We start from the raw sequence: 26,482 nt of genomic DNA on the forward strand, positions 1-26,482 counted from the left end.
CAGCTTCTGGTATCTGGTAAGATATTGTCGTATGTTTGAAACTAGTAATAAATTTAGAAAAGAGGAGTCATTATGTCAGGACATTCAAAATGGCATAACATCCAAGGGCGTAAGAATGCCCAAGATGCTAAACGTGGAAAGATTTTCCAAAAAATATCACGTGACTTGTATCAAGCTGCTAAAGCAGGTGATCCTGATCCAGAAAATAATCCTCAATTACGGTTAGTAATGGAAAAAGCTCGAGCTGCCAATATGCCAAAAGATAATGTTCAACGTGCAATTGATAAGGCATCAGGTGTTGGCGGTGCTAAATTTGAAGAAATCACTTACGAAGGTTACGGACCTGGTGGCACAGCGATCATGGTTTTAGCTTTGACTGATAATAAAAATCGGACTGCGGCCGCTATTCGATCGGCATTTACACATCACGGTGGTTCCCTAGGTGCCAGTGGTTCTGTATCATACATGTTTGATCGTAAAGGTTTTATCGAAATCTTGCGTGAGGGTCTAAACAAAAGTGAAGATGATGTTTTAATGGATGCATTGGATGCCGGCGCAGATGATATGAAGACAACGGACGAAGCCTTTCAGATCTTTACAGATCCATCTTCGATGACAACCGTTCGTGATGAATTACAAAAAAAGGGTTATGATTTGGATACAGCTGAGGTTCGTCTTTTCCCTGAAACGACAACTGAGGTTCCTGGAGACAAAATTTCTCAATATACAGGTTTAATTGATGAACTTGAAAATAATGATGATGTCCAGGATGTTTATGAAGCAGCTGTTTTACCCGAAAATAGTTAAGCTTAATTTAATAACCAAACAACCAGTAAGACTGACTAAGAACAGAAATGTTTTAGTCAGTCTTATTTTTTGAGAAAATTCGGCCTTACTTCACGTATTTAATTATTGTGAGGTGAAAAAATGGAAATTAGTGAACAAGTGGCTCAATTGTATAATGCGGCCATTAAACATCAAGCAAGTGACATTTACTTTTTGCCAGTCAATGATTATTACTTAATTAAGATTCGCAATGCTGAATTATTGATGATTTGGGATAAGGTCAAGAATGAGCAAGCCCGTCGAATGATTAATTATTGTAAATATATGGCAAATATGGCGCTTAGTGAGAGCCGGCGACCACAAATTGGTTCAATGACTTGGCAAGCGGATCATAAACAGTATTCATTACGGCTTTCTTCTGTTGGTGATTTTTTAGGTGCTGAATCCATGGTTATTCGAATCATCTATGAGCTTCAAGATGTTAAGACAGCTTTTTTTAATCAACAAGCCTTATTTGAACTTCAGGAATTGACAGGTCATCGAGGGCTTATTGTTTTTTCCGGGCCAACCGGATCCGGAAAAACAACGACGATTTATAATTTGGTGAATCAGATTGCGGCGGATCAAGTTGTGATGACAATTGAAGATCCAGTTGAAATCAAACAGCTTAATTATCTGCAGCTCCAAGTTAATCGTGAGGCTGGGATGGATTATTCAGATTTGATAAAGGTCGGTTTAAGGCATCGACCAGATATTTTTATAATTGGGGAAATTCGCGATTCCCTTACAGCACAGGCGGCAATTAAAGCGGCACTTAGTGGCCATTTAGTTTATTCAACGATTCACGCCCAAGACCCTTGTGGGGTAATCAGTCGATTGAAACAATTGGGAATTGAAGAACAATTTATCTTTCAATCTTTAACCGCAATCGGTTATCAGCGATTGATTCCGACAATTAATGGCGGTAAACGAGCCTTATTAAAGGCACATTCTTTACACGAACTGACAAGAATAAAATCATATGATTGGAGTGATTGGCAAGGTGAACTCGAACGCGCAATCTCTAAACGCCAAATTACACGAGAAACTGCCAAAAAATATTGGTACGGTTAAAAAATGGCGTATGGCAACCCAGGCTGAATTTTTTAGCTCATTGGCGAATCTTTTGAAGATTGGTTTTTCATTAACAGCAGCTTTGAAATTTATTCGGGAAACCGATCAAACTTTGAAACCTGGAACGGAAAAAATTATTCTTAATTTGCAAACCGGTTTGGGCTTTTCAGAATGTGCTAAGCCCCTAATTTCTCCGTCTGCTTATTATCAACTGATGATTGCAGAAAAACATGGTCAACTTCAGTCTGTCTTACAAGAGTTGGCAACATTTGATCGGTTAAAAATTAAACAAATTCAGAAAATAAAGGCCATGATGGTCTACCCGTTATTTCTCTGTTTTATTCTTTTGTTGCTGGTCGTGCTCATTCATACCGTTGTTTTTCCACAAATTGCAACATTACTGCCAGAAGTTTCAGCTGCTAATTCATCACGAATTAACCCAATTTTTTTAGGAATTATCGGATTATTTGTTGCACTTGTTTTTCTCATGAGTGGCATTTATCTATTCCGACAATCGCCTTTAAAGAAAGCCGAAATTTTGGCCAAAACGCCATTGCTTGGACCAATTTTTAAATGCTATTTGAATTACTATTTGGCTAGTAATCTTGCAATTCTATTGAAAAACGGTCTTAGCGTCAAAGAAATTTATGAAACATTCATGGCACAAAATAAAAATTCAATTATTTATGAATTGGGCGAGAAACTTCACATTGCACTTACCAATGGAAGCTCGTTAAAAAAGCTGTTAAGAACCCATCAGATTATCCCGAGAGAAATTATTAAATTTCTAAATTCGGGCGATACAGTTTCTGGTATGGCAAATTCAATGACTGCTTATTCAAAGTTAATGTTTGAAGAGATGATCGCTAAAACAAATAAGGCGATTGGCTTTATTCAACCGACAATGTTTTTGATTATTGGTGTCACCATTGTATTGACTTATTTTCAACTCTTAATGCCAATCTATAATTCAGTAAAGGGGCTTTATTAAAATGAAAAATCAAATGACAGCTAATCATCGTAAATCTCGTGACGGTTTTACTTTGATTGAGATGACAATTGTTCTGTTTATTATTTCTTTACTAATCATGATCGTCATCCCTAATCTATCGAACCAGCGAAAGCACGCACAAACTGTTCATACGTCAGCAATGAAATCGATGGTTCAAGCTCAAATTGATGCTTATCAAAGTCAGCATCCAACTGACTCGCAGGTTTCTTATGAAGATCTGTCAAACGGTGGATATCTAACCAAAAAGCAGATTTCGCAAGCTAAACGTGAAGGAATTAAAATTTTAGAAAATAATGCCAAATAGAAAAGGATTCACCGTTTTAGAGTTAATCATTTACTTAGGAATTATTGTCAGTGTGCTTTTAATTAATTTGATGTTGATAACGGTAATAAAGAGTAGTCATCCAGACAATGCCCTGTTCTGGCAATTATTCAAAAAATGTTGGGCAGAGTCTCAACAATCTGCTCGGCTAAATAATTGTAAATACGAAGTCCTGATTGAACGTGCGGAAAATCAGGTGGAGTTTATCCCATTTAGTCCTAATGCTCGAGAACAGATTTTGAAATGTCCGGCTCAGTTAGTACCTTATCGTGCTCGACGACTTTTTATTAATGCTGACGGTTATTCAGCTCCAACGACGGTTTACTGGCATTCCAAGAATAACGAAACGGTTTATTTACAAAAATTTCAACTAGGATGGAGTGGTTTTAAAGTTGATCAAAAAAAGTAGAGAAGGGTTTACATTGATTGATTCCTTGATTGGGTTAACAATCATTTCACTTTTTAGTGTTTTCTATATTGGCATGACGCGCCAAATGAACCAGCAAATTGATCGCAGCCAGCAAACCCTAATTACCGAGAGGCATCGATATGAAAATCAACTTCGATCAAAATAGACGATTTAACCGTCCGGGATATTTGTTGATTGAAAGTATGATTAGTTTAATTATCTGTACATTTGCAATTTGGACGATTATGACAATGATTAATTTTGTAACACGTGCTTTTGAAGATCAAACAACCAATTTTTATGCTTTCATCGACTTGTTAGAATCAGATCACTTTCGGTTTCAAATTGTAAAAGCTACCAATGATGATGTCTTACTTTACAGTCCAGTAACTAAAAAGCGGTATCATATGGAACAATATCAAACGATGATTCGGTTTACTGGTAATCATTTGGGGCACGTGCCGATCTTAATTAATGTTCAAAAGGTTTGCTGGAAAAAGTCAGCGAAAGGGGTGACGACAAGTGTTACGTTTAAAAACGGTGAAAAAAACATCGCATATTCAAAGTTGCCGACTACTTCGAAAAAATAGCCGAAGCGGCTCCCTGACGGTTGTTTCAATTATTTTTACAGGACTCCTATTATCATGTTTAATTTTTCAATGTCTTTCATATCGACGAGAAATCGAAACAATCCAAACAATGACTCGCACTTATCGCTGGAAGCAGAAACACTTTCAGAATCAGCCGACAGCGGTTAAATCACACTTTAATCATTCTAGGGACACTCATCGTTAATTAATATTATGATAAAGCTACTTGAATTACTAAAGCTATTTCTGGTAGTATTTAGTAGTATTATAGTAATTTACGAAAAGGAGTTGAGTGTTCTGACAGAAGGACAAATCGAACGCTTCTTTAGTTTACTTAACGAAACGACTGAACTCGTTCAAAAGCAACGAGACCAATCATATCTGGATTCGTTAATTGAAGTGTTGGATACTGTTCAAAGCGGTGACGATGATTCTTTGGGATTAACCGGTACTGGTGCTGAACAAGTTCGACAACGGTATGCCGAATTTGATCGGGAGGATTATGACGCTGAAACCTTACGTAAAGCAATCCAAATGGCAGTTTTAAAGGCAATTCGAGTTGATAAGATACAGGCTAATTACCAAATAACCCCGGATACGATTGCCAACGTTATTGGCTACATCATTGCAGGCATCTTCAATGGGCGATCACAACTTAGTCTACTTGACCCTGCTATGGGGACAGGTAATTTACTAACGGCTATTTATAACCAGTTGGTGGAGAGCATTCACGTCCAGCCTTCAATTTCAGGTATTGAAAATGATGACGCAATGTTTGAATTGGCGGCCAATTCATTTGATATTCAACATATACATGCGGAACTGTTTCATGAAGATACAATCCAGAATGTGTTGGCACCAATCGTTGATGTAGTTGTCAGTGATTTACCAATTGGCTATTACCCAATTGATGAAAACACTAAAGGGTTCAGTACGCGAGCTTCGACTGGTCATTCATATGTGCATCACTTGATGATTGAATTTGCGATGGACCATGTTAAAAAAGGTGGTTATGGTTTTTTCCTTGTTCCAAGTCAACTCTTTAAAACGGCTGAAGCTAAGCAATTGCTTAAATGGATGCAAGGAAATGTGTATTTACAAGGTCTTTTAAATTTGCCAAATGAACTTTTTCAAAATAAGTCGGCTCAAAAAGCGATTATGATCTTGCAAAAAGTTGGTGGAAATGCCAAGCAGGCCAGTCCAATTATGTTGGGAGAATTTCCGTCATTTAAAGATCGGTCAGCTTTTCAGAAATTTTTAACTGAAATTGACGATTGGCAGAAAAAGGATCTTTTACAATAAAAACAGAGGAGTAATATTACGATGGGAAAATCGATTGCAATTAATGCTGGTAGTTCTACTTTGAAATATAAGTTGTTCCAAATGCCTGAAGAAACGGTTTTATCAAGTGGGGCGATTGATCGAATCGGGCTTGGCTCTTCATCAGTGTCAATTAAATATGGTGATGGTCAAAAGTACAAGGATACACTTGACATTGACAATCATGAGCAGGCAATCCAATTAGTTTTAGATAAGCTGTTGAGTCTAAATATTATTAAAGATTATAGCGAAATTACCGGTGTTGGACATCGAATTGTGGCTGGTGGTGAAGATTTTAAAGATTCCGTCGTAATCGATGATAACGTCATTAAGAAAATTGAAGGATTGACTGAATTTGCACCTCTTCATGAACCAGCTGCAATTCTCGGCATTAAGGCATTTAAAAAGATTTTGCCGAATACAATTAGCATCGCTGTTTTTGATACCTCTTTCCATACGACGTTACCTGAAGTTAATTACATGTACAGCCTACCTTATGAATACTATCAAAACTTTAAGGTGCGTAAGTATGGCGCTCACGGTACGAGTTACCGGTACGTTTCACAACGTGCGGCTAAGATGCTTAACAAACCGCTAGAAGATCTTAAATTAGTTATCTTGCATTTGGGAGCTGGTGCTTCAATTGATGCCATTAAAGATGGTAAGTCATTTGACACTTCAATGGGCTTCTCACCAGTAGCTGGAATTACAATGGCCACTCGTTCTGGTGATGTAGATCCATCAGCACTTCAGTATGTGATGGAAAAGGCCAACATTAAGAACATGGATGATATGGTTGATATTTTAAATCACAAATCAGGCTTAGTTGGTCTTTCAGGTGTTTCAGCTGATATGCGCGAAATCGAAGGTGTTATGCACGAAAATCATCGAGCAATGTTGGCTCGTGAAATTTTTAAGAACCGAATTATCCGTTATATCGGAAGCTATGTTGCTGAAATGGGTGGTATCGATGCGCTGGTATTTACTGCTGGAATTGGTGAAAATGATATCATGATTCGTCAAGAAGTAACTGATAAATTAGGCTATTTTGGGATTAAAGTTGACCCTAAGAAGAATGATATTCGAGGTGTGGAACGTGATCTTTCGGCTGAGGATGCTAAGGTTAAGACTTTATTGATTCCAACTAATGAAGAATTGATGATTGTTCGAGATATTGAAAGATTGCGTCAACAGGGTTAGTTAAATAATTAGTTTTAGAAAGGGTAAACGTCGTTAGCAACGCTTAGCCTGTTACGATCAAATAATTTTCAAAATAAAAGATCGTATTCTATGTTTTGTTAAATCTAATTACTCTAGAGAGGCTGAGTGCAAAACGTTAGTTTTGTTTCGGCCTTTTTGTTTAATTTAGCTGTTAATTTTAATTTAAGAATTAGGAGGCGTTTTTTTGGAGAATCAAAATGACGATCATCAGTTTTCACGTGGCTTAAAAAATCGTCACGTTCAATTAATTGCTTTAGGAGGAACGATTGGAACCGGTTTGTTCTTGGGAGCTGGTCAATCAATTCATCTCGCTGGACCGTCAATTATTCTCGCTTATTTACTTGCGGGTTTTGCCTGTTTTCTATTAATGCGAGCCTTGGGTGAACTACTATTATCAGATTTAAGCGGTAATTCGTTTGTCTTTTTTATTAAAAAATATTTGGGCGATAAAGCCGGTTTTGTCATTGGCTGGACCTATTGGACCTGTTGGATTTCGATTGCGATGGCTGATTTAACCGCTACGGGACTCTATGTTCAATTCTGGTTTCCAAAAATTCCCGTGTGGCTAACCGGTTTAGTTATTTTAACAGTTTTATTTCTGGTTAATATCATTGCTGTCTCTGCCTTTGGTGAAACAGAATTTTGGTTGTCAATCATTAAAATCGCGGCAATTGTGGCGTTGATTGTCATTGGCATCGTTTTAGTGTTGGTTCATTACAAAACACCCTATGGTCACGCTCAGGTAAGCAATATTTTAAGTGGTGGCTTTTTTGCGAATGGTGCTTCCGGTTTTTTTCTTTCCTTCCAAATGGTTTTATTCGGATTTGCTGGAATTGAAATGATTGGGATGACGGCTTCTGAAACTCAAGATCCGGAGGTCACAATTCCAAAAAGTATTAATGAAGTGCCCACGCGTGTCCTACTTTTTTACGTTGGATCACTATTAGCATTGATGAGCATTTTCCCGTGGCAAAATGTTTCGCCAACATCCAGTCCGTTTGTACAAGTTTTCTCCGGGATTGGTATTCGCTCGGCGGCGACAATTATCAACTTTGTTGTATTGACGGCGTCAATTTCGGCTTGTAATAGTTCAATTTTTACAACGGGACGAATGATGTTTTCATTGACTTATAATGGGCAATCTAAATTTCATCGAACAGTTGGTAAACTATCGCGACGGCAAATCCCGTTTAATGCCATTTTATTTTCGACCTTTGTCATCGCATTAATCGTTGTGCTGAGTATTTTAATGCCTGGCGATGTGTTTAGCTTTATTTCGAGTGTCACCACCACGTGTTTCTTATTTGTTTGGGGAATGATTGTGTTAGCACATATTAAGTACAGAAAGCTTGCTAAAAAAAGGATTTCTGCTAAAAAGCTGGAATTTAAAATGCCATTTTACCCGTTTTCTGATTATTTTGTATTGGCATTTCTCGTATTTGTGGGAATTGTTCTGCTTTTTAAGACCGACACGTTGGTTGCGTTGCTTGGTTCAATAATTTGGTTAACTATTTTATTTCTTGGTAAAACCTTTAAAAATAAAGTTGACTCAAAAAGTTAGTCGTTTTTGATAGAGGTTGGAACAAGATCGCTTTTGTTTCGGACCTCTATTATTTTCGTTATAATAACGGAAAATATAATGAGGCAGTGTTATGATAGTTAAGGTAATGGCTGTACTTGAAAGAAGAATGTTATATGCAATTTTTTACGGCTGATACTCATTTTTTTCATGAAAGATTACTTGGAATAAGTGAATTTGCGCCCAGACCATTTTTGACAGTTGAAGATATGAATGACACAATTATCGAGAATTGGAATCGACGGGTTGGCAAAGATGACGTTGTTTATCATTTGGGAGATATTGCAATTTTGCATACCAAGCCGGAAAAAGAAGCCTATAAACGGATTTTTGAAATTTTAAAGCAATTAAACGGTAGGTTGGTTTTAATTAAGGGGAATCATGATTCCAGAAATTTGTTTAAATATCTGGCTAAACATAACTACTTGGTTGATAATCACCCTAAGTTTGAATTTCATGATGTGGGTGTTTTGATTAAAATGAATCATTGTCAGTATTATTTAACACATTATCCTATGATGATGGGGATTGTTAAACAGATTATTAACCTTCATGGTCATATTCATCATTACTCAGTACCAATTAAAGAAGATATTAATGTCGGCGTTGATACACCGGAAGTTGACTATTTAAAGCATAAACCACCATTTGGAACACCCTTTTCTCAACAAGAAATTGAAGAAATGGTGGCTCAAAAACAAATAGATTTTGCAAAACGACATTGATAGGTGGAACTCATGACGGAAAAAATAACAATTTTGCACACTAATGATCTGCATTCGCATTTTGAAAATTGGCCACGAATTCGTAGATATATATTAGAAACTCGAAAAAAATTATTAAACGAAAAGAATTCATCTGTCATTACCGTGGATTTAGGCGATGCTGTTGACCGGGTCCACCCCCTAACAGAAGTAACTAACGGTCAAGCTAATGTTGAATTACTTAACCAGATCCACTATGATGCAGTGACAATTGGCAATAATGAAGGGTTAACTAATACGCATGAGCAACTGAATCGACTATATAACGATGCTAATTTTGATATAGTTCTTGGAAACTTATTGGATATGAAAACAAAGTTAATGCCCAAATGGTCTCAGCCAGCAAAACTCATGACAACCTCTAATGGCACTAAAATTTTAATTTTGGGGCTAACTGCACCATATTCATTGACTTATCCAATCCTGGGCTGGCGACCAATTGAACCTGAAAAGGTCTTACCGAGATTATTGAAACGATATGCTGGCCAATATGATTTAGTAGTGTTACTTTCCCATTTAGGGCTACCAGAGGATCAATTGTTGGCTCGTAAATTTCCACAGCTGAATGTTATTATTGGTTCTCATACACACCATTTATTGATTCACGGACAGCGGGTTAATCAATCTTTACTGGCAGCGGCTGAAAAGTGGGGACACTATATCGGCCAAATCACGTTAACAGTGGATTCAAATCATAAATTGGTTGATAGTCAAGCCATGGTTATTCAGACAAATACTTTACCCGAAAAATCAACTGACAAAGCTGAAATCAAAAATTATGAAGAAACTGGCGAAAAATTATTAGCCAGAAATAAATTGGCCAGAATTAAAACGCCAATGACTACGAATTTAATTGGTCATTCTCGTTTGGTAAATGAAGGCCTGCACGCAATTATGGAGAAAGCTGGAACACGAGCCGGCATTTTAAGCTCAGGGTTGTTTCTTCGTAACTTACCTGAAGGGTTGGTTGATCGAAATGAATTGCATCAAATGCTGCCGCATGCAATGCATGTGATGCGAGTAACGCTGGGTGGGTATGATCTATGGCGATTAATTAAGGAAATGGAAAAAAATCGAAACTTTTTAGTTAAATTTCCCCAAAAAGGAATGGGCTTTCGAGGGAAGGTTTTTGGTGAGTTGCATTATAGTGGGTTACGCTATGATTCAGATGCCGGCCAACTTTTTTACCATGAAGAATTAGTTTCGCCTGTTAAAAAGTATCAAGTTGCAATGCCGGATCACTATTTATTTATTCCTTTTTTTCCAACTCTGGAAATTGTGGGTCATAATGAAATTTTATATGATCAAAACTTGAGAGATGTCTTCGGTGATTACATGGCAAAACATTATCCGATCAATGGTTGAAGGGAGGCTTTAAGATGGATCGAAAACAATTTGATGCATTAATTTCTGAGCAGGATTCCAAAAGGCGACCACTCGCCCAAATTAAACGTGAAACCGAAGATAAGTTTACTATTAATAATCATCAGTATACGGTTTCACTTGACTCACAAAATGGTTTTCAGTTTGATGAATTCGCTCGACGCTATAACCCTGCACTAAGCCAATATGATTATATTGTTGGCGATTGGGGATATGGCCAGTTACGGCTTAAGGGATTTTATAATGATGATCGAGACATTGCGGGCGGCCCATTTATTGGTGAATTAAATGATTATTTACTTGAAGATATCAACTTTGGTGCGGCATATTTTGTCGTACATAATTTAGAAGCAAGGCCAATCATTCGTAAATCAAGAAATAATAAAAATTCCCGATCTCGTAATAACAATCGTCGGCGAGGTTCTAAAAACCACTCTCGGAACAGTCATCGTCGAAACAACCAACATGCATTTGTTGAACAAAAGGTTGCCCCGGTTAAGCCGCCGCTTCAAAAACGGAAAAATTTAGTTGTGAAGACTGAAGAAAGCGCCAATAAACACCATTTTATTATCCGAGAAAGTAAAAAATAAAAATATGGAGGCAATAAGAGGTGGCAAAATCTTATAAGGGCTATTTGATTGATCTTGATGGAACGGTGTATGCGGGCAAAAAAAGAATTCCCGCTGCTAAAAGATTTATTGAGAGACTGCAAGCTCAAAAAATACCGTTCTTGTTTGTTACGAATAATTCAACACAGCTGCCGCGAGATGTTGTTAAAAATTTGAGTGAAAATCATGATATTCATGTTGAACCGGACAATGTTTATACATCAGGGATGGCAACTGTGGATTTCATGAATGCTGATAAAAAAAGTCCAAACCCTTCAGTTTACATTGTTGGAGAAATTGGGCTTAAGCAAGTTATTCTGGCAAGTGGGTTTCGGCTTGAAGCTGATCATCCGGATTATGTTGTCGTTGGATTAGATTCGGATTTAACTTATGAGAAGCTCTCAGAGGCTGTCTTAGCAGTTCGAGCGGGGTCCCGGTTTATTGGGACTAACCCAGATACTAACATTCCTAAAGAACGCGGCATGATGCCTGGTGCGGGGTCAGTGGTTAAGTTTGTTGAATATGCTACCCAACAAGCACCCATTATGATTGGTAAACCACGGGCTCGGATTATCGAAAGTGCTTTAACCAAAATTGGCCTTAACAAAAAAGATGTTTTGATGGTCGGCGATAATTATAATACTGATATTAAAGCCGGAATAAATGCTAATATTGATACATTAATCGTTTACACAGGGTTATCAACTAGAAAGCAAGTTCAAGCACAAGCAATTATGCCAACGTATCAGATTGATAGTTTAGATGAATGGCGGCTTTAAATTGAAATTAACAGCTCAACAAATCGGTATCGCATTAATCATTGTTCTTGGAAGCCTTTCATTTTCGATTTTTCTGACAATTAATTCAATTTGGCTATTTGATCTAAATAGTCATTTGTTTCATTTGTCAGCGGCAACCGGAATCTCCGCAGATAAGCTTCACGTCGTTTATCTGCGGATGATTAACTATATTCAAAATCCATTTGTTAAATCACTTAATCTAAAGTATTTTATTAGCTCTGATAATGGATTAAAACATTTTCGTGATGTTCGCCATCTGGTGATTTTTAATAATATTGTGATGCTTATTCTAGGCCCATGTTCAATATGGATAATTCATCGCTTAAACAAAAAATCACTAACGTGGATCTTATTAACACCCGTTAAAGTGGTAACAGTCCTATCGTTAGTAATTATTTCAGTAATGGCGATTAATTTTGAGCAGGTCTTTGTTTATTTTCACGAAATTTTATTTCGAAATCGCGACTGGATTTTTGATCCAAATACGGATCCGGTCATTAATATGTTACCGGATACTTTTTTCTTGGAATGCTTTAGCCTATTCTTTATACTTTTCTTGTTGATTCAAGGTGTCATTTATCTGTTAGGCAAGCGATCGCTTAATCGATCGGATCCTTCATGAGAAGCCAAAGAACTAAATAAGCGATAACTCCAGGAAAAATTGGGGTAACTGCAAGCAACACAAAGATCACTCTGGCAAGTGTGACATCCCAACCATATTTTTCGCTTAGCCCACCGATTACACCGGCAAAAATTCGGTGTTCATTTGAGCGATGAATGTTAATTTTCATTTGTTTGACCCTCCTCGTTACTTAACAAATCCTTAACTTAACAGTAACGGAATAGCAAACAAATTTCAATTATGATAAACTATTAAGTTAGATAATCGAATAAGTAGGAGAATTCAATTCTATGTTAACTTTAAATATTAATGGTCAATTAGGAAATCAAGAAGTGGTTCTTTCCGATAATTCATATGGTCAGTTATCGGGGATCCGTATTTTCGGGACACCAGCAGGCGGTGCCCAAGTGATTCAGTGGACATTTACAGCTACTGGGCATAAGCATGAAGGATTCGTTTATGCAGGAAATTTAACTGAGGGTCTGGTAATTAATTCCATTACTGGCAAAGACCAATATAAAATTCATTTTATTAAGCAATAAACCTGGTGGCTGCGCGATACATAATGGGGCATGGATATCAATTAGCAAATTGGTGTTTATGTCTCATTCTTTTGTAAAGGAGTTTTTGTATGGTCAAAGTGGGAATTGATAAAATCGGTTTTTTTACTTCGCCTTATTTCATAGATATGACTGAACTGGCTAACCGACGTCATGAGGAACCAGGTAAGTTTTTGATTGGACTTGGTCAAAAACAGCAGGCAGTGATACCACCAACTCAGGATGTTGTCACTTTAGCGGCAAATGCAGCGAACAAAATCTTAACTAAAGCTGATAAAGACAAAATCGATACAGTCATTTTTGGTACTGAGACTGGAATCGATAATTCAAAGTCGGCAGCTATTTATGTTCAAGCGTTATTGGGAATCTCAAAACACGCGCGATCATTTGAAATTAAGCAGGCTTGTTATGGCGGGACGGCTGGACTTCAAATGGCGGTTGAACATATCAGACTGCATCCGGATAGCCAGGTACTGGTGTTGGCAGCCGATATTGCCCGATACGGGCTTCAAACTCCTGGTGAAGCGACTCAGGGAGGTGGCGCAGTGGCAATGCTGGTCGCAGCAGAACCACGAATTCTTGAAATTGAAGATAAGCGTAGTTTTTATTCTGACAATATAATGGATTTTTGGCGACCACTTTATCGTCGTGATGCGGTGGTGGATGGGCATTATTCCAATAACGTTTATATTGACTTTTTTAAGCAGACTTGGCAAACTTATCAACGGGATTATCATTGTAATATTGACGATTTTCAGGCAATGGCATTTCATTTGCCATACACTAAAATGGGACTGAAGGCACTGCGGTCGATTGTTAATCAAAGTCATCATCCGGAGCGCCTTTTGGCACAGTTTGAGTCCTCAAGGGTTTATAATGCTTGTGTGGGCAATCTTTATACAGGCTCACTATATTTAAGCCTAATTTCGTTGTTGGCCAATTCTGAAACACTTCAGCATGGTGACTTAGTCGGGCTTTTCAGTTATGGTTCCGGCGCACAAGGAGAGTTCTATAGTGGCCGAATTAGTGAACAATTTGATCGGCGGCCATTAAAAACGGATATGGAAGCAATGCTGTCAAAGCGCCAAAAATTAACGATTTCACAGTATGAAGAGATGTATCAAGCAGGGTTACCGTTAAGTGGCGGTGATAAACAGTTTGATACAGCTTCAGATCATAGTCCTTTTATTCTTGAAGGACGTCATGAAGATCAAAGAATTTATCGTCAAAATTAACTTACTAAAATTTAATAAAAACGAGGCCATTCAGGATCCCTCTGGACAGCCTCGTTTTAAATTCAATTAAGTGTTAATAAATTTCATCACGGAATAAACTAATGACTTTTCCTAAAATGCTGACTTTGGTCAAAATAATGGGTGCCATAGTATCGTTTTCTGGTTGCAACCTAAAGTGGTCGCTTTCTTTAAAGAAACGTTTACAAGTTGCTTCATTCTCATCCGTCATCGCAATCACGATATCCCCATTCTCGGCGGTTGATTGTTTACGAACAACAACAAAATCACCGCTTAAAATGCCGGCATTGATCATACTTTTGCCACGAATTTTTAACATGAACAAAGTTTGATCATCCCTTGCCAACTGGGGTGGTAAAGGGAAATAATCAGTTGCTTCTTCGACGGCCAGAATGGGTTCGCCTGCAGTAACTGTTCCAAGAATTGGGATTTGTTTTTGCTTTGGTGCAATCCCCAATAGATTCATTCCTGCATTTGTGACTTCCAACGCCCGTGGTTTCGAAGGATCTTTGACGATGTAACCTTTTTTCTGTAATCTGTTAATATGGCCATGGATAGTTGAAGTAGACGACAGGTGAACGGCTTCACCAATTTCACGAACGGTTGGTGGATAGCCTTTATCATTAACTTTTTCCCAAATATAGTGTAGAATTTGATATTGTTTACTCTTTGGATCTTTTAACATTGTGTAACACCTCATCAATTACTTTTGTTATTAAATCTATAATATCATACCTTTATGAAAATTTCAAACACATGTTCGTGCTTTCTTTAAATTTTCTGTTATAATATTTTTATTGGAGGAATTTATCAATGAATGAAAAAGAAAAAAAGAAATTGCAATCTAAAATTGGTGACGATGTTCTTAAAGAAATTGTCCCTCGAATTAATGAGTTAGCCCACAAAGCAAAAACTGAGGGATTAACTGAGGTTGAAAAGGTTGAACGGGCTGAACTGCGAAAAAAGTACGTTGCCCGTTTTCGAGATAATTTTAAAAAGCAAATTGAATTAATGAAAGTTTACGATAAAGATGGCAAAGAGATTACGCCAAAGAAAGTAAGAAAGATTCAACGACACAAGGGCCTTCGAGACGATTAATAGATTTTTGCGGTCATTTTAGAATAAGGCTTTTATTTCTTTTGGGAATTGTGTAGAATTAATCAGTGAGACTATGTAAGGAGGCCTTGTTTTGGCAACTTGGATTTGGGTTCTAATTGTTATTTTGGCCTTGGTCGTTGGGTTGATTGGTGGTTTTTATGGTGCTCGTAAGTATATGGAAAAGTACCTTAAAGAGAATCCACCATTTAACGAAGATCAATTGCGCCAGTTAATGTTACAAATGGGACAAAAACCTTCTCAGAAGAAACTGAATCAGATGATGCACACCATGCAAAATAACGTGGGAAAAAAGTAGCATTATTTTGATCTAAATAAAGAGGTCAGTCAAAAATGAATGATTTTTGAACTGACCTCTTTATTGCCAAACTGATTAAAATGATGAATCAGCTTTTTTTCTTAGAGATATCGACATATTTAAATTCTGGGTTTACAGCAAAGTCCAAAGCATCAAAAGCGGTTTGCATTTGTTTTTCGATTACTTTTTGATACTCATCATTTAATTTGCGTTTTCGATCAATGTAGATTGGTTCGCCAAAAGCAACTGTTATTTTCTTTCGACTGAACAACCGTTTAAAGCTTAAGGGACCTTGATAAACTGTTGGCACCAAGGGGACACCTGCCAGTTGTGAAATTAAAGCTGCACCACTTTTTAATTCTTCTGAGTGTCTGGTTCCTGAGGGAAATAAGATTAATGATAATTCGGACTTTCTCAGAATTTTGACCGGATGCTTAATTGCTGAAGGGCCAGGATGATCTCGATCGACTGGAAAAGCATTGGCATGATCCAAAATCCATTTTAAGATTGGATTTTTAAATAGTTCTTTTTTTGCCATAAAACTAAATTTTTTTGGACTTGCACCCAACGCAAATAAAATTGGATCAAACCAGGTTCGGTGAGGCCCAATCAAAATGTAATTCCCCTTGGGAAGACGTTCCTGATGCAGGTAATGGGTATTTCCATTAATGATCAGAACTAAAATACGGATAACTACCCGGAGAAATGAATAAAGCAATCCCATTTCCTTCTTTCTTGTCTAATAGAATTATATTAACTTAAAACAGAAGTATTTGGCAAACTAAATTATTGAATTTAAGATTTCCAGAGGATCAAAAATTGGTTAAAAGTAAAGGAAATTAGAAATGCAAATTAACTTAAAATCCGATGAACGGATTGACCAGCTGTACAGCAATCAAATAAAAATTATCCAAAGCAATGACGTCTTTTCGTTTTCTTTAGATGCCGTCTTGTTGGCTAATTTCGCTCAGGTCGGCAATAAGCGAATTAAAAAAATTGTCGATCTGTGTGCGGGCAATGGGGCCGTTGGCCTATTTTTAAGTAGTGAAACGGCTGCCGAAATTGCAATGGTTGAAATTCAGAATCGGCTAGCAGATATGGCAAGAAGAAGTGTTGAATTAAATAATTTATCAACTCGGATTCGAGTGATTAATGACGATTTGAAGAACACGACAGCTCACTTACCGAAGGATTCAGTAGATGTGGTCGTCTGTAATCCACCATACTTCGTTAACTATGAAAGTAGTGAAAAAAATCCTAACCGTTATTTGGCAATTGCCCGCCATGAAATTAAAACAACAATTAGTGAAGTTGCTCAAGTTGCCAGTGATCTACTAAAAACAAATGCTAAATTGTTTATGGTGTATCGGCCAGATAGATTAACGGATTTGTTACTCAGTTTGCGCAGTCACCGGTTAGAACCCAAAAAGTTGCAGTTTGTTCGTTCAAAGCCGGCGCAACCTGCTAATATGGTCTTGATTGAGGCAATTAAAGATGGTAAACCTAATGGCCTGCGGATTCTTGCCGATCTGGTGACACATGAAGGAACTGAGTATTCAACTGAGGTGAAGCAAATTCTTTATGGAAAATCCTAAAAGAAATTATTTTATGTACGTTTTGTTATGTGAAGACCATACTTTATATACAGGGTATACGACGGACGTTCAGAAACGATTTCAAGTCCATCAAGCAGGAAAAGGTGCAAAATACACACGTACGCATTATCCGATTAAAGTTCTGTTTCAAAAACAGTTTGCGACCAAGCATGATGCATTAAGTGCCGAATACTTTTTTAAAAAACTAAGCCGAAAACAAAAATTGTATTTAATTCATTATCCCGAGTTATTTTCGATTCCAGGCAGTGAATGGCTGCACAAACTTTCTGATTTTCAGCCTAAATAATACCTAAACGTGTTACAATATAAGTAACATGTTTAGGAGGTAATATTCGTGAAAATTATTGCTTATGGCATTCGGGACGATGAAAAGCCCTATTTAGATAAATGGAGTGAAGAAAATCCCGATGTTGAAGTTGCATCAACTGGTGAGTTGCTGGATGAATCAACTGTTGAACAGGCTAAAGGTGCTGATGGTGTTGTCACCTATCAACAGAAGCCTTATACAGCCGCCGTACTCGACAAGTTAGGTGAGTATGGAATTAAGTATTTGTCCTTACGTAATGTGGGGGTTGACAATATTGATGCCGATGCTGCAAAACGTAACGGAATTCAAGTTACCAACGTGCCTGCATATTCACCTGAGGCAATTGCTGAATTTACGGTTACCCAGTTGATGAGACTGTTACGCCGAACCAATACATTCGATCGTAAAGAAGCAAACGGCGATCTTCGTTGGGCACCAGATATTGCCGAAGAATTAAACCAATTAACGGTTGGGGTTTACGCAACGGGTAGAATTGGCCGTGCTGCTATGCGAATTTACAAGGGCTTTGGTGCCAAAGTAATTGCCTATGATATTTTCCATAATCCAGAATTGGAAAAAGAAGGCGTTTATGTTGATACGCCTGAAGAACTTTATGCTCAATCTGATGTATTATCAATTCATGCTCCTGCAACAAAAGAAAATGAACATATGCTGAATGATGATGCCTTTAGCAAGATGAAGGATGGCGTCTACATTTTAAATCCAGCACGAGGAACTTTGGTTGATACGGATGCACTGATTCGGGCGCTTGATTCTGGTAAAGTGGCTGGTGCTGCTCTAGATGTATATGAAAATGAAGTTGGCATCTTTAATACTGACTTTGGCAGCTTTGATAAGATTCCAGACGAACGATTGAAGGGACTTATGAAGCGTGAAAACGTTCTGGTTAGTCCACATATTGCCTTCTATACAAAGCGTGCTGTTCGGAACATGGTTTACTTTGCGATGGATGCAAATAAATCACTGATTTCGACCGGTAAATCTGACAAATTGGTGAAGCTTTAAACTGAACTTGTTATAAAAAATAAAAAAAGGAATCCTTTTCGATTACGGAAGGGATTTCTTTTTTTAATAGGTCGGATTAGACTTCTGCAGCTAATTCCAGTAGTAATTCTTGAAGTTGGGAACTGTTATTAACCGTTTGATCCGGAATAATCTCAGGATCTGCAATTGCCGCATTGTGATTATTGTACCAAACGGTTTGCCAACCAGCTTTTTTCGCTGGAATAACGTCATTAAAATAAGAGCTGCCAACGTAAATCATTTCACTACCACGAAGATTTAATTTTCGATTCATCAAAGTAAAAATTTTAGGATCTGGTTTTTGAACGTTTGCATCTTCAGACGTAATGATATTTTCTCTGGAAAACCAATGATGCAATTTTAATCGCATAATTTTAGAAAGTTGATTTTTGGTTGTGCCATTCGTGATAATTCCCAATTTAAATTTTTCACTCAGGTGATTAAAAACGGTTGCTAAGCCATTGAATAATTGGATATTTTGACTAAGCTGATGATAAGATTGCCAGAAATCAGCTGCTTTTTGTTGTGTTAAGCCGTCAAGTGAAAACAGTTTGAATGAATGATGTAAACAGTGAAAATTAATCTCAGATTTTGAAAGTTGAAGTTGTTGGTCGAGATTGCTTTTGGCAATTACCAACTGTTCTTGGTGAATGTAGTTAGTAAAAATCTTGGCCATTAAATGACCATCAATATCGTTCGAAAAAGTTTGCTTAAAAGCAACTTTGAATGACGGTTCTTGATCATATAATGTATCGTCAACATCGAAAACAATGGCTTTAATCATGTAGACTCCTCCTTGCTACGATTTATTATTCTAACACGTTTTAAAAAAATTTAACAATTCTGTTGCAAGGGAGGGAGGGCTGAACTTAGATTTAATTGTTTAAAAATCAGCTTGGTTGAATTGTTTTTTGAATGATTATCATAAAATCCTTGCTTTCAGGGCTGTTTTTAGCTATACTCTTATAGGTGTTTTAATTACACACTCGATGCAATGCGATGGGTGTTGCTACAGTTTGTAGTTCCTGATTGCAAGTGACCATCGGGGAGGAAAAAAACTTTATGGAGGCTAAATCATGGCTGTAATTTCTATGAAACAATTATTGGAAGCTGGTGTCCATTTTGGTCACCAAACACGTCGCTGGAATCCTAAGATGAAGCAGTATATCTTTACTGAACGAAATGGGATCTACATCATTGATTTACAAAAAACAGTCAAATTAATTGATGTTGCTTATAATTTCATGAAGGAAGAAGCTTCAAAAGGTGCTGTTGTTCTGTTTGTTGGTACTAAAAAACAAGCTCAGGATTCAATTGCTGAAGAAGCAACTCGTGCTGGTCAGTATTATGTTAACAACCGCTGGCTTGGTGGGACGTTAACTAACTGGGATACTATTCAATCACGTGTTAAGCGATTGAAAGATCTTAAGAAGATGGAAACTGACGGAACATTTGATGTTTTGCCAAAGAAGGAAGTCTCACTATTAATTAAGCAGCGAGATAAACTTGAGAGATTCTTAGGTGGAATTGAAGATATGCCTAAGTTACCAGATGTTTTGTTCATTGTGGATCCGCGAAAGGAACAAATTGCGGTTCATGAAGCTCAAAAGTTAAACATCCCGATCGTGGCAATGGTTGATACCAATACTGACCCAGATCAGATTGACGTGGTCATTCCATCAAATGATGATGCTATTCGTGCCGTTCGCTTGATTACATCAACAATGGCGGATGCCATTATTGAGGGTCGTCAGGGTGAAGATGAAGTTAGCGAAGAAACATTTGAAAATGGTTCAAAAGACGACAAAAAAGATTCAAAAGAAGATTCAATTGAAGATATTGCCCACGCTGTAGAAGGCAAAGACGCTTCAAATAACCAGTAATAGCACTTAGGCTGACTCTATTGCTATAGACCTAATTTGGCCTTAGTGTAGAGTCAGTTTTGTGTTAAGAATTAAGGAGGCCGTTAAAATGGCAAAAATTTCCGCATCACAGGTAATGCAATTACGTAAAAAAACCGGTGTTGGTATGATGGACGCAAAGAAAGCGCTGGTAGCCACAGAGGGTGACTTTGACAAAGCAATTGAAGTTTTACGTGAAAAAGGTGTTGCCAAAGCTGAAAAGAAAAGTGATCGAGTAGCTGCTAATGGATTAGCTACGATTGTGATTAAAGGAAATACTGCAGCAATTATTGAAGTTAACTCAGAAACTGATTTTGTTGCCTCAAGTGATCCTTTTAAAGCTGCTGTTGCTCGAATTAGTGACGCAATTGTGACTAACAAACCAGCAGATGTTGAGGCTGCAATGGCACTTAAAACAGACAAGGGAACGATCAAAGATGATTTGGTTGAAACGACTCAAGTTACTGGTGAAAAAGTAAGTTTACGTCGTTTTAAAATCGTTGAAAAAGGTGACGATGAAGTCTTTGGCTCGTATTTGCATAACGGCGGTTTAATTGCATCATTGGTTCAATTGAAGGGTGCTGACGAAACCACTGCTAAAGATGTTGCGATGCACGTCGCTGCAACTAATCCTGAGTATCTTAATCAGGCAGAAGTTCCTGCAGATCGTTTAGCTCATGAAAAGGAAATTCTAAAACAAGAAGCCTTGAATGAAGGCAAACCTGAAAAAATTGTTGAAAAGATGGTTGAAGGACGTCTTCATAAATTTTTAGCAGAGATTTGCTTGGAAGATCAGGAATTTGTTAAGGATCCGGATCAGACAGTGGCTCAATACGTTGCTTCTAAGAATGGCTCAATTGTTAAGTTTGTTCGCTATGAAGTTGGCGAAGGCATCGAAAAAAAGCAGGAAAGCTTCGAGGATGAAGTTCGTGATCAATTAGGAAATTAGCTTTTTATTAAAAGGACTGGAACGACGGCTATTTTTGTTCCAGTCCTTTTTTGCGACTTTCAAAAATGATTAAGGTAAAGCTGTTAAGAATTTTTGAATTTATGAGTTTTATTGTTGCAGTTAACTTGAGTATGCTAAAATTGGTGTTAATGATTAATTATGGGAGGCACTTTGATGTCCAAAGTAAAATACAACCGAATTATTTTAAAATTGAGCGGCGAAGCGTTAGCCGGTGAGCGTGGATTTGGTATTAATCCGCCGGTGATTAAGGACGTCGCAAAAGAAATCAAGGATATTTTTGAAATGGGTGTCCAAATTGGCATTGTCGTCGGTGGTGGTAACATGTGGCGTGGTGAAGCTGGTGCCGAAATGGGAATGGAACGTGCTCAAGCGGATTACATCGGAATGTTAGGAACTACGATGAACGGATTGGCACTTCAGGATAATTTAGAGTCTCTTGATGTGCCAACACGCGTTCAGACGTCAATTGAGATGCGTCAAATTGCTGAGCCGTATATTCGTCGAAAAGCAGTCCGTCATCTGGAAAAAGGGCGGGTCGTCATTTTTGCAGGAGGTACCGGGAATCCATATTTCTCAACCGACACAACGGCTGCATTACGAGCCGCAGAAATTGGTGCTGATGCCATTTTAATGGCCAAAAATGGCGTTGATGGAATTTACACAGCTGACCCACGGACTCATAAAGATGCTAAGAAGTACGAAACATTAACTTATATGGATATTTTGGAAAAGGGCCTTAAAGTGATGGATTCTACAGCCAGCTCATTATCCATGGATAATCATATTCCACTCGTCGTTTTTAATTTAAACAAACCGGGAAATATTCGCAAAGTTGTCTCTGGTGACAGCATTGGTACAACTGTAGAGGAGAGATAAAATGGCAAATTCACAAGAAATTCTGAACGAAGCAAAAACTAAAATGAAAAAAGCACAAGCCGTTTTGGAGCATGAACTTGGTAGTATTCGTGCTGGTCGTGCAAATGCTAGTCTTTTGAACGGCGTCACGGTCGACTACTATGGTGCACCAACGCCATTAAATCAAATTGCTTCTATCTCCATTCCAGAAGCGAGAGTTATTTTAATTACACCGTATGATAAATCTTCACTTGAAAACATTGAAAAGGGCATCTATGAAGCAGACCTTGGCCTAAGCCCAGCTAATGATGGCTCAGCAATTCGTTTGGCAATTCCCGCGCTTACTGAAGATCGTCGAAAAGAAATTGCCAAACAAGTGAAAGCAACCGGTGAAAAAAGTAAAGTTGCAATTCGAAATGTCCGTCGTGAAGCGATGGATACCTTCAAAAAAGATAATAAAAACGATGACATAACTGATGATGAATTACACCGATTAGAAGACCAGGTTCAAAAATTAACCGATAATTCAATTAAAGGCGTCGACAAGATTGTTGCTGATAAGGAAAACGAAGTCATGAATGGCTAGAAAGTAGGGATTATAATGGCAGATAATAATAACGGTAATAATAACAATAATGATGATGAAGTTTCAGTTGTACCGGGAACAAAAGAATTTGAAAAGATGTTGTTCAAATTAAATAAACCGGTTACTGAAGATAATCTAGGAGATTTAGATTATAATGGTAATCGCCTCGAACCGGTTCAAGACGATTTGTATGCAATGCCTGCATACGTTGCTAATGATTTCAATCTCTTCTTTATCGTTTCTCAGTTAGTTGAAGATGATTGGGTGATGGCCTTTTCTCATGCGACGATTGAGGGAGAAAGCAATGTCACTGATTTGTCTGAGCCGATGACGACAGGGAAAGGATTGAATGAACTCGGTAGTAAAAGCCCGGCGGATGCAAATCAGCTGTTGAAATACTTTAATACCTTGGCAGAAGCAAATCGTGGTGAATGGCGAATGGTTGAACGTCCGGATGGTGCAGAAGACTAACAATTAAGTGCATTTTTAGGATGAGTTTAACATCTCATCCTTTCTTTTTTCCCGATTCGTTTAGAGGAGAGTCCAATGTTTAACAATAACAAAAAGCATCCAGAAGCAACTATTTCACTAGATCCAAATCGCATTCCTGAACACATTGCAATTATTATGGATGGTAATGGTCGTTGGGCAAAGAAACGTCATTTACCAAGAATTGCTGGCCATCGGCAGGGAATGGAGACTGTGAAAACAGTTACCAAAGCTGCTAGTAAACTTGGGGTAAAGGTCTTAACGCTTTATGCATTTTCAACAGAAAATTGGAAACGGCCGAAAGACGAAGTAAATTTCCTAATGGGACTACCAGTTAAGTTTTTTAATAACTTTGTCCCAGAACTTATAGAAAATAATGTCAAGGTTTCTGTTATGGGCATAGTGGATGAGTTGCCTCAACCAACGCAGAAAGCCGTTTATGATGCAATTGCTCAAACTAGCGATTGTACTGGTATGATTTTAAATTTTGCATTAAACTATGGCAGTAGGTTGGATATCCGAATGGCTGTCCGCCAGATTGCGAATGAAGTTAAGGAGAATGCCATTTCTGTATCTGATATCAATGATGACTTAATTTCTCGTCATCTGATGACTGGTTTCTTGAATCAATATGCGGATCCTGATTTACTCATTCGAACAAGTGGTGAAGAAAGGATTTCTAATTTTTTGCTTTGGCAAATTGCATATAGTGAATTGGTATTTACAAAAACGCTTTGGCCTGACTTTGATGGCGAAACGCTCAAAGAAATGATTAGAGATTATCAAAAGCGGGATCGAAGATTTGGTGGATTAAATCAAGAAGAGTAGGAGCGAAGTTAAGTGAAACAACGTGTCATAACTGCAGTCATAGCATTGATCATCTTTATTCCAATTATTATTTTGGGGCATATCTGGCTTGATATTGCTGCTCTGGCGCTGGGAATTGTGGCAGTTTCGGAGATATTAGTCATGAAGAAACGGATTTTAGTGGCTGGTGAGTCAATCATTGCCTATCTTGGTGTCAGTGCGTTGATTTTACCTGGGCACTGGACTAATTTTTTACCCGGCGACTATAACCAAACGTTTATTTTCTTTTTATTTGTTTTAATGTTGCTGTTAGTTACAGTCCTTAGCAGAAACTTATTTACCTTCGATGATGCTGGCGTGATCATTCTTGGCATGTTATATATCGGAATGGGGTTTCACTACTTTATTGCAGCCAGAGCAGTTTCGTTAGCCGTCTTACTATACGCACTCTTTATCGTATGGGTAACCGACAGTGGTGCCTACATTTTTGGAAGACTGTTGGGGAAGCATAAATTAGCACCGCGAATTAGCCCCAATAAAACTTGGGAAGGCTCGATTTGTGGGTTACTTTCAGCCACCATTTTATGTTCAATTTTTGTTTTTTTCTATCCAATTCCGGGCTACTCATTATTTGAAATGATTTTAATCACTATTTTTCTGTCTGTTGCCGGCCAGTTTGGTGATTTGATTGAATCGGCACTTAAAAGGTATTACGGCGTTAAGGATTCTGGGAAAATTTTACCAGGACATGGTGGAATCTTGGATCGATTTGACAGCTTGCTGTTTGTATTACCAATGCTGCATCTAGTTGGTATTATTTAGTCTTTGTTTAGGAGGAGAGGGCCGCTTGATAACTACAATTATAGTTTTCATCATTGTCTTTGGAATTTTGGTTATTTTTCACGAATTTGGTCATTATATTATGGCTAAACGGTCTGGAATATTAGTCCGTGAATTTTCTGTTGGGATGGGACCAAAACTATTCTTTCACCGAAGTGGCAGCACAACATTTACTTTGCGTCTATTACCACTTGGCGGTTATGTTCGTATGGCTGGTGAAGTTGATGATGGCGAAGAGGAATTAAAACCAGGGACGCCCGTCACCCTGCAATTAAATGATCATGATATCGTAACTCGGATTAACACAAGTAACAAACACTCGTTGTTTCAGGGAATCCCTTTAACGGTTACGGACGTTGATTTATCCCACAACCTTTTTATCAAAGGTTATGAAAATGGTGATGAATCGACTATTAAATCCTATTCCGTCGATCATGATGCTGTCATTATTGAAAATGATGGGACAGAGTTACAAATTGCACCAGAGGATGTTCAATTTCAGGCTGCCCCTCTTGGAAAAAGAATGTTGACAAACTTTGCCGGTGTCTTCAATAACTTTATTTTGGCAATTTTGGTTTACACAATCTTAGGCTTTGTTCAAGGCGGCGTTCAATCTAACACAAATCAGATTGATGTCATGCCGTCTAATTCGGTTGCCCGACAAGCAGGAATTAAATCCGGTGATCGGATTGTCTCTATTAATGGTCACAAAACTGCCAACTGGGATCAATTAGCAGTTCAAATCCAAGCGAATCCGGGCAAGCGAGTTAAAGCTGAGATTAATCGAAATGGGCAAAATAGGACCATTCAAATGACCCCTAGGGCCAATCAACAAGGGGGTAAAAAGATTGGTGTCATTGGGATTACACAATCACTTGATAAGAGTTTTAAGGCTAAAGCATTATCAGGGTTTACCCAAACCTGGACGATGACCAAGACTTTGCTTGGTGCTTTGTGGTCAATGATCAGTGGTCACTTTAGCTTAAATGATTTAGGCGGTCCAGTTGCCATTTTTGCCACGACCTCTCAAGCAGCTTCAATGGGCGTCTCAGGCGTGTTAACCTTCTTGGCATGGTTATCATTGAACTTGGCAATCATTAACTTAATTCCGATTCCTGGGCTTGACGGTGGCAAACTGGTGCTTAATATCATTGAAGCAATTCGTAGAAAACCAGTTTCTCAGAGAACTGAGACCATTGTGACGCTAATCGGATTTGCATTCCTAATGATTTTGATGATTTTGGTAACATGGAATGATATTGAACGTTACTTTTTGCACTAATCCGTTATTAAAAAATAAATTAATGTTGA

33 protein-coding genes are annotated in these 26,482 nt (G+C 37.9%); 29 read left to right on the top strand and 4 right to left on the bottom strand.

What is annotated here, in order from left to right; translation table 11 throughout:
- Positions 1-72: 72 nt before the first annotated feature.
- The 14 genes from ED605_RS02560 (at position 73) to ED605_RS02635 (ending at position 12,529) form a co-directional block, all read left to right on the top strand.
- Positions 73-807 (top strand): YebC/PmpR family DNA-binding transcriptional regulator, encoded by a 735-nt coding sequence (locus tag ED605_RS02560; protein ID WP_121977351.1) that lies wholly within the window; start codon positions 73-75, stop codon positions 805-807.
- Positions 808-927: 120 nt separating this feature from the next.
- Positions 928-1,899 carry a competence type IV pilus ATPase ComGA gene (comGA, locus tag ED605_RS02565; protein WP_121977352.1) on the top strand — a complete coding sequence of 324 codons (972 nt, stop codon included), beginning with the start codon at positions 928-930 and terminating at the stop codon, positions 1,897-1,899.
- Positions 1,829-2,890: a type II secretion system F family protein gene (locus tag ED605_RS02570; RefSeq protein ID WP_306419360.1), complete on the top strand. Its 1,062-nt coding sequence runs from the start codon at positions 1,829-1,831 to the stop codon at positions 2,888-2,890. Before comGA ends, ED605_RS02570 begins: the two co-directional genes overlap by 71 nt.
- Before the next feature lies 1 nt (position 2,891).
- Complete coding sequence (comGC, locus tag ED605_RS02575; protein ID WP_225419025.1) at positions 2,892-3,215, top strand: competence type IV pilus major pilin ComGC; 324 nt, start codon at positions 2,892-2,894, stop codon at positions 3,213-3,215.
- A complete protein-coding gene (locus ED605_RS02580) occupies positions 3,205-3,642 on the top strand; it encodes a prepilin-type N-terminal cleavage/methylation domain-containing protein (protein WP_225419026.1) in 438 nt (145 codons plus the stop codon). The genes comGC and ED605_RS02580 overlap by 11 nt, the downstream gene beginning before the upstream one ends.
- Before the next feature lie 140 nt (positions 3,643-3,782).
- The gene (locus ED605_RS02590) at positions 3,783-4,232 is read left to right on the top strand and encodes a ComGF family competence protein (RefSeq protein ID WP_121977356.1); all 450 of its coding nucleotides are present in this window, start codon (positions 3,783-3,785) and stop codon (positions 4,230-4,232) included.
- 288 nt (positions 4,233-4,520) lie between these two features.
- A complete protein-coding gene (locus ED605_RS02600; RefSeq protein ID WP_225419027.1) occupies positions 4,521-5,534 on the top strand; it encodes a class I SAM-dependent methyltransferase in 1,014 nt (337 codons plus the stop codon).
- 21 nt (positions 5,535-5,555) lie between these two features.
- Positions 5,556-6,752 carry an acetate/propionate family kinase gene (locus ED605_RS02605; RefSeq protein ID WP_121977359.1) on the top strand — a complete coding sequence of 399 codons (1,197 nt, stop codon included), beginning with the start codon at positions 5,556-5,558 and terminating at the stop codon, positions 6,750-6,752.
- 205 nt (positions 6,753-6,957) lie between these two features.
- Positions 6,958-8,334, top strand: coding sequence for an amino acid permease (locus ED605_RS02610; protein WP_121977360.1), 1,377 nt, complete (start codon positions 6,958-6,960; stop codon positions 8,332-8,334).
- Positions 8,335-8,468: 134 nt separating this feature from the next.
- On the top strand, positions 8,469-9,077 hold the full coding sequence (locus tag ED605_RS02615; RefSeq protein ID WP_121977361.1) for a metallophosphoesterase: 609 nt from the start codon (positions 8,469-8,471) through the stop codon (positions 9,075-9,077).
- A gap of 12 nt (positions 9,078-9,089) precedes the next feature.
- Positions 9,090-10,481, top strand: coding sequence for a bifunctional metallophosphatase/5'-nucleotidase (locus tag ED605_RS02620; protein ID WP_121977362.1), 1,392 nt, complete (start codon positions 9,090-9,092; stop codon positions 10,479-10,481).
- Between the two features lie 14 nt (positions 10,482-10,495).
- On the top strand, positions 10,496-11,089 hold the full coding sequence (locus ED605_RS02625; protein WP_121977363.1) for a YutD family protein: 594 nt from the start codon (positions 10,496-10,498) through the stop codon (positions 11,087-11,089).
- 20 nt (positions 11,090-11,109) lie between these two features.
- On the top strand, positions 11,110-11,886 hold the full coding sequence (locus tag ED605_RS02630; protein ID WP_121977364.1) for a TIGR01457 family HAD-type hydrolase: 777 nt from the start codon (positions 11,110-11,112) through the stop codon (positions 11,884-11,886).
- Position 11,887: 1 nt separating this feature from the next.
- Positions 11,888-12,529: a TIGR01906 family membrane protein gene (locus tag ED605_RS02635; RefSeq protein WP_306419361.1), complete on the top strand. Its 642-nt coding sequence runs from the start codon at positions 11,888-11,890 to the stop codon at positions 12,527-12,529.
- Here the strand turns inward: ED605_RS02635 and ED605_RS02640 are convergent.
- Positions 12,507-12,698 (bottom strand): PspC domain-containing protein, encoded by a 192-nt coding sequence (locus ED605_RS02640; RefSeq protein WP_121977366.1) that lies wholly within the window; start codon positions 12,696-12,698, stop codon positions 12,507-12,509. The two genes, ED605_RS02635 and ED605_RS02640, sit on opposite strands and share 23 nt — an antisense overlap.
- Before the next feature lie 121 nt (positions 12,699-12,819).
- Between ED605_RS02640 and ED605_RS02645 the strand changes: the two genes are divergently transcribed.
- Together ED605_RS02645 and ED605_RS02650 are read left to right on the top strand one after the other, a co-directional pair.
- The gene (locus ED605_RS02645; RefSeq protein ID WP_121977367.1) at positions 12,820-13,071 is read left to right on the top strand and encodes a hypothetical protein; all 252 of its coding nucleotides are present in this window, start codon (positions 12,820-12,822) and stop codon (positions 13,069-13,071) included.
- An 89-nt stretch (positions 13,072-13,160) separates the two neighbouring features.
- Positions 13,161-14,324 carry a hydroxymethylglutaryl-CoA synthase gene (locus ED605_RS02650; RefSeq protein WP_121977368.1) on the top strand — a complete coding sequence of 388 codons (1,164 nt, stop codon included), beginning with the start codon at positions 13,161-13,163 and terminating at the stop codon, positions 14,322-14,324.
- Positions 14,325-14,397: 73 nt separating this feature from the next.
- Here the strand turns inward: ED605_RS02650 and lexA are convergent, their stop codons facing one another.
- Positions 14,398-15,027, bottom strand: coding sequence for a transcriptional repressor LexA (gene lexA, locus ED605_RS02655; RefSeq protein WP_121977369.1), 630 nt, complete (start codon positions 15,025-15,027; stop codon positions 14,398-14,400).
- Positions 15,028-15,155: 128 nt separating this feature from the next.
- Between lexA and ED605_RS02660 the strand changes: the two genes are divergently transcribed.
- Positions 15,156-15,440 carry a DUF896 domain-containing protein gene (locus tag ED605_RS02660; RefSeq protein ID WP_121977370.1) on the top strand — a complete coding sequence of 95 codons (285 nt, stop codon included), beginning with the start codon at positions 15,156-15,158 and terminating at the stop codon, positions 15,438-15,440.
- Between the two features lie 91 nt (positions 15,441-15,531).
- Positions 15,532-15,756, top strand: coding sequence for a YneF family protein (locus ED605_RS02665; RefSeq protein ID WP_121977371.1), 225 nt, complete (start codon positions 15,532-15,534; stop codon positions 15,754-15,756).
- Positions 15,757-15,844: 88 nt separating this feature from the next.
- Here the strand turns inward: ED605_RS02665 and ED605_RS02670 are convergent, their stop codons facing one another.
- Positions 15,845-16,474: a lysophospholipid acyltransferase family protein gene (locus ED605_RS02670; RefSeq protein WP_162919733.1), complete on the bottom strand. Its 630-nt coding sequence runs from the start codon at positions 16,472-16,474 to the stop codon at positions 15,845-15,847.
- A 127-nt stretch (positions 16,475-16,601) separates the two neighbouring features.
- On the opposite strand from ED605_RS02670, the gene ED605_RS02675 reads away from it, so the two are divergent.
- From ED605_RS02675 to ED605_RS02685, 3 genes are read left to right on the top strand one after another with little or no spacing between them, the layout of a single operon-like run.
- Positions 16,602-17,351, top strand: a complete 750-nt coding sequence (locus tag ED605_RS02675; protein WP_121977373.1) for a tRNA1(Val) (adenine(37)-N6)-methyltransferase — start codon at positions 16,602-16,604, stop codon at positions 17,349-17,351.
- Complete coding sequence (locus ED605_RS02680; RefSeq protein ID WP_121977374.1) at positions 17,338-17,658, top strand: GIY-YIG nuclease family protein; 321 nt, start codon at positions 17,338-17,340, stop codon at positions 17,656-17,658. Before ED605_RS02675 ends, ED605_RS02680 begins: the two co-directional genes overlap by 14 nt.
- Positions 17,659-17,706: 48 nt before the next feature.
- Positions 17,707-18,705, top strand: a complete 999-nt coding sequence (locus ED605_RS02685; RefSeq protein WP_121977375.1) for a D-2-hydroxyacid dehydrogenase — start codon at positions 17,707-17,709, stop codon at positions 18,703-18,705.
- 76 nt (positions 18,706-18,781) lie between these two features.
- Here the strand turns inward: ED605_RS02685 and ED605_RS02690 are convergent, their stop codons facing one another.
- Positions 18,782-19,507 (bottom strand): HAD family hydrolase, encoded by a 726-nt coding sequence (locus tag ED605_RS02690; RefSeq protein WP_121977376.1) that lies wholly within the window; start codon positions 19,505-19,507, stop codon positions 18,782-18,784.
- A 292-nt stretch (positions 19,508-19,799) separates the two neighbouring features.
- On the opposite strand from ED605_RS02690, the gene rpsB reads away from it, so the two are divergent.
- The 8 genes from rpsB (at position 19,800) to rseP (ending at position 26,453) form a co-directional block, all read left to right on the top strand.
- Positions 19,800-20,606: a 30S ribosomal protein S2 gene (gene rpsB / locus ED605_RS02695; protein ID WP_121977377.1), complete on the top strand. Its 807-nt coding sequence runs from the start codon at positions 19,800-19,802 to the stop codon at positions 20,604-20,606.
- An 88-nt stretch (positions 20,607-20,694) separates the two neighbouring features.
- A complete protein-coding gene (gene tsf, locus ED605_RS02700; protein WP_121977378.1) occupies positions 20,695-21,573 on the top strand; it encodes a translation elongation factor Ts in 879 nt (292 codons plus the stop codon).
- 174 nt (positions 21,574-21,747) lie between these two features.
- Entirely contained in the window at positions 21,748-22,470 is a 723-nt protein-coding gene (gene pyrH / locus ED605_RS02705) for a UMP kinase (RefSeq protein WP_121977379.1), read from the top strand.
- A 1-nt stretch (position 22,471) separates the two neighbouring features.
- Complete coding sequence (gene frr / locus ED605_RS02710) at positions 22,472-23,035, top strand: ribosome recycling factor (RefSeq protein ID WP_121977380.1); 564 nt, start codon at positions 22,472-22,474, stop codon at positions 23,033-23,035.
- Positions 23,036-23,050: 15 nt separating this feature from the next.
- Complete coding sequence (locus ED605_RS02715; RefSeq protein ID WP_121977381.1) at positions 23,051-23,506, top strand: hypothetical protein; 456 nt, start codon at positions 23,051-23,053, stop codon at positions 23,504-23,506.
- Positions 23,507-23,581: 75 nt separating this feature from the next.
- Entirely contained in the window at positions 23,582-24,352 is a 771-nt protein-coding gene (gene uppS, locus ED605_RS02720) for an undecaprenyl pyrophosphate synthase (protein WP_121977382.1), read from the top strand.
- A gap of 12 nt (positions 24,353-24,364) precedes the next feature.
- Complete coding sequence (locus tag ED605_RS02725; protein WP_121977383.1) at positions 24,365-25,153, top strand: phosphatidate cytidylyltransferase; 789 nt, start codon at positions 24,365-24,367, stop codon at positions 25,151-25,153.
- A 25-nt stretch (positions 25,154-25,178) separates the two neighbouring features.
- Positions 25,179-26,453 carry an RIP metalloprotease RseP gene (gene rseP / locus ED605_RS02730; RefSeq protein ID WP_121977384.1) on the top strand — a complete coding sequence of 425 codons (1,275 nt, stop codon included), beginning with the start codon at positions 25,179-25,181 and terminating at the stop codon, positions 26,451-26,453.
- The last annotated feature ends 29 nt before the right edge of the window (positions 26,454-26,482 follow it).

The sequence above is a fragment of the Lentilactobacillus raoultii genome (genome assembly GCF_900411375.1).
Taxonomy (GTDB): domain Bacteria; phylum Bacillota; class Bacilli; order Lactobacillales; family Lactobacillaceae; genus Lentilactobacillus; species Lentilactobacillus raoultii.

Bases quoted from the DNA above. Each gene is read 5' to 3' on its own strand.
- comGA (WP_121977352.1), top strand. From the start codon at position 928: ATGGAAATTAGTGAACAAGTGGCTCAATTGTATAATGCGGCCATTAAA.
- ED605_RS02680 (WP_121977374.1), top strand. From the start codon at position 17,338: ATGGAAAATCCTAAAAGAAATTATTTTATGTACGTTTTGTTATGTGAA.
- ED605_RS02560 (WP_121977351.1), top strand. From the start codon at position 73: ATGTCAGGACATTCAAAATGGCATAACATCCAAGGGCGTAAGAATGCC.
- ED605_RS02605 (WP_121977359.1), top strand. From the start codon at position 5,556: ATGGGAAAATCGATTGCAATTAATGCTGGTAGTTCTACTTTGAAATAT.
- tsf (WP_121977378.1), top strand. From the start codon at position 20,695: ATGGCAAAAATTTCCGCATCACAGGTAATGCAATTACGTAAAAAAACC.
- rpsB (WP_121977377.1), top strand. From the start codon at position 19,800: ATGGCTGTAATTTCTATGAAACAATTATTGGAAGCTGGTGTCCATTTT.
- uppS (WP_121977382.1), top strand. From the start codon at position 23,582: ATGTTTAACAATAACAAAAAGCATCCAGAAGCAACTATTTCACTAGAT.
- ED605_RS02625 (WP_121977363.1), top strand. From the start codon at position 10,496: ATGGATCGAAAACAATTTGATGCATTAATTTCTGAGCAGGATTCCAAA.
- comGC (WP_225419025.1), top strand. From the start codon at position 2,892: ATGAAAAATCAAATGACAGCTAATCATCGTAAATCTCGTGACGGTTTT.
- pyrH (WP_121977379.1), top strand. From the start codon at position 21,748: ATGTCCAAAGTAAAATACAACCGAATTATTTTAAAATTGAGCGGCGAA.
- ED605_RS02650 (WP_121977368.1), top strand. From the start codon at position 13,161: ATGGTCAAAGTGGGAATTGATAAAATCGGTTTTTTTACTTCGCCTTAT.
- lexA (WP_121977369.1), bottom strand. From the start codon at position 15,027: ATGTTAAAAGATCCAAAGAGTAAACAATATCAAATTCTACACTATATT.
- ED605_RS02645 (WP_121977367.1), top strand. From the start codon at position 12,820: ATGTTAACTTTAAATATTAATGGTCAATTAGGAAATCAAGAAGTGGTT.
- ED605_RS02690 (WP_121977376.1), bottom strand. From the start codon at position 19,507: ATGATTAAAGCCATTGTTTTCGATGTTGACGATACATTATATGATCAA.
- ED605_RS02580 (WP_225419026.1), top strand. From the start codon at position 3,205: ATGCCAAATAGAAAAGGATTCACCGTTTTAGAGTTAATCATTTACTTA.
- ED605_RS02660 (WP_121977370.1), top strand. From the start codon at position 15,156: ATGAATGAAAAAGAAAAAAAGAAATTGCAATCTAAAATTGGTGACGAT.
- ED605_RS02675 (WP_121977373.1), top strand. From the start codon at position 16,602: ATGCAAATTAACTTAAAATCCGATGAACGGATTGACCAGCTGTACAGC.
- frr (WP_121977380.1), top strand. From the start codon at position 22,472: ATGGCAAATTCACAAGAAATTCTGAACGAAGCAAAAACTAAAATGAAA.
- ED605_RS02590 (WP_121977356.1), top strand. From the start codon at position 3,783: ATGAAAATCAACTTCGATCAAAATAGACGATTTAACCGTCCGGGATAT.
- ED605_RS02615 (WP_121977361.1), top strand. From the start codon at position 8,469: ATGCAATTTTTTACGGCTGATACTCATTTTTTTCATGAAAGATTACTT.
- ED605_RS02620 (WP_121977362.1), top strand. From the start codon at position 9,090: ATGACGGAAAAAATAACAATTTTGCACACTAATGATCTGCATTCGCAT.
- ED605_RS02715 (WP_121977381.1), top strand. From the start codon at position 23,051: ATGGCAGATAATAATAACGGTAATAATAACAATAATGATGATGAAGTT.
- ED605_RS02640 (WP_121977366.1), bottom strand. From the start codon at position 12,698: ATGAAAATTAACATTCATCGCTCAAATGAACACCGAATTTTTGCCGGT.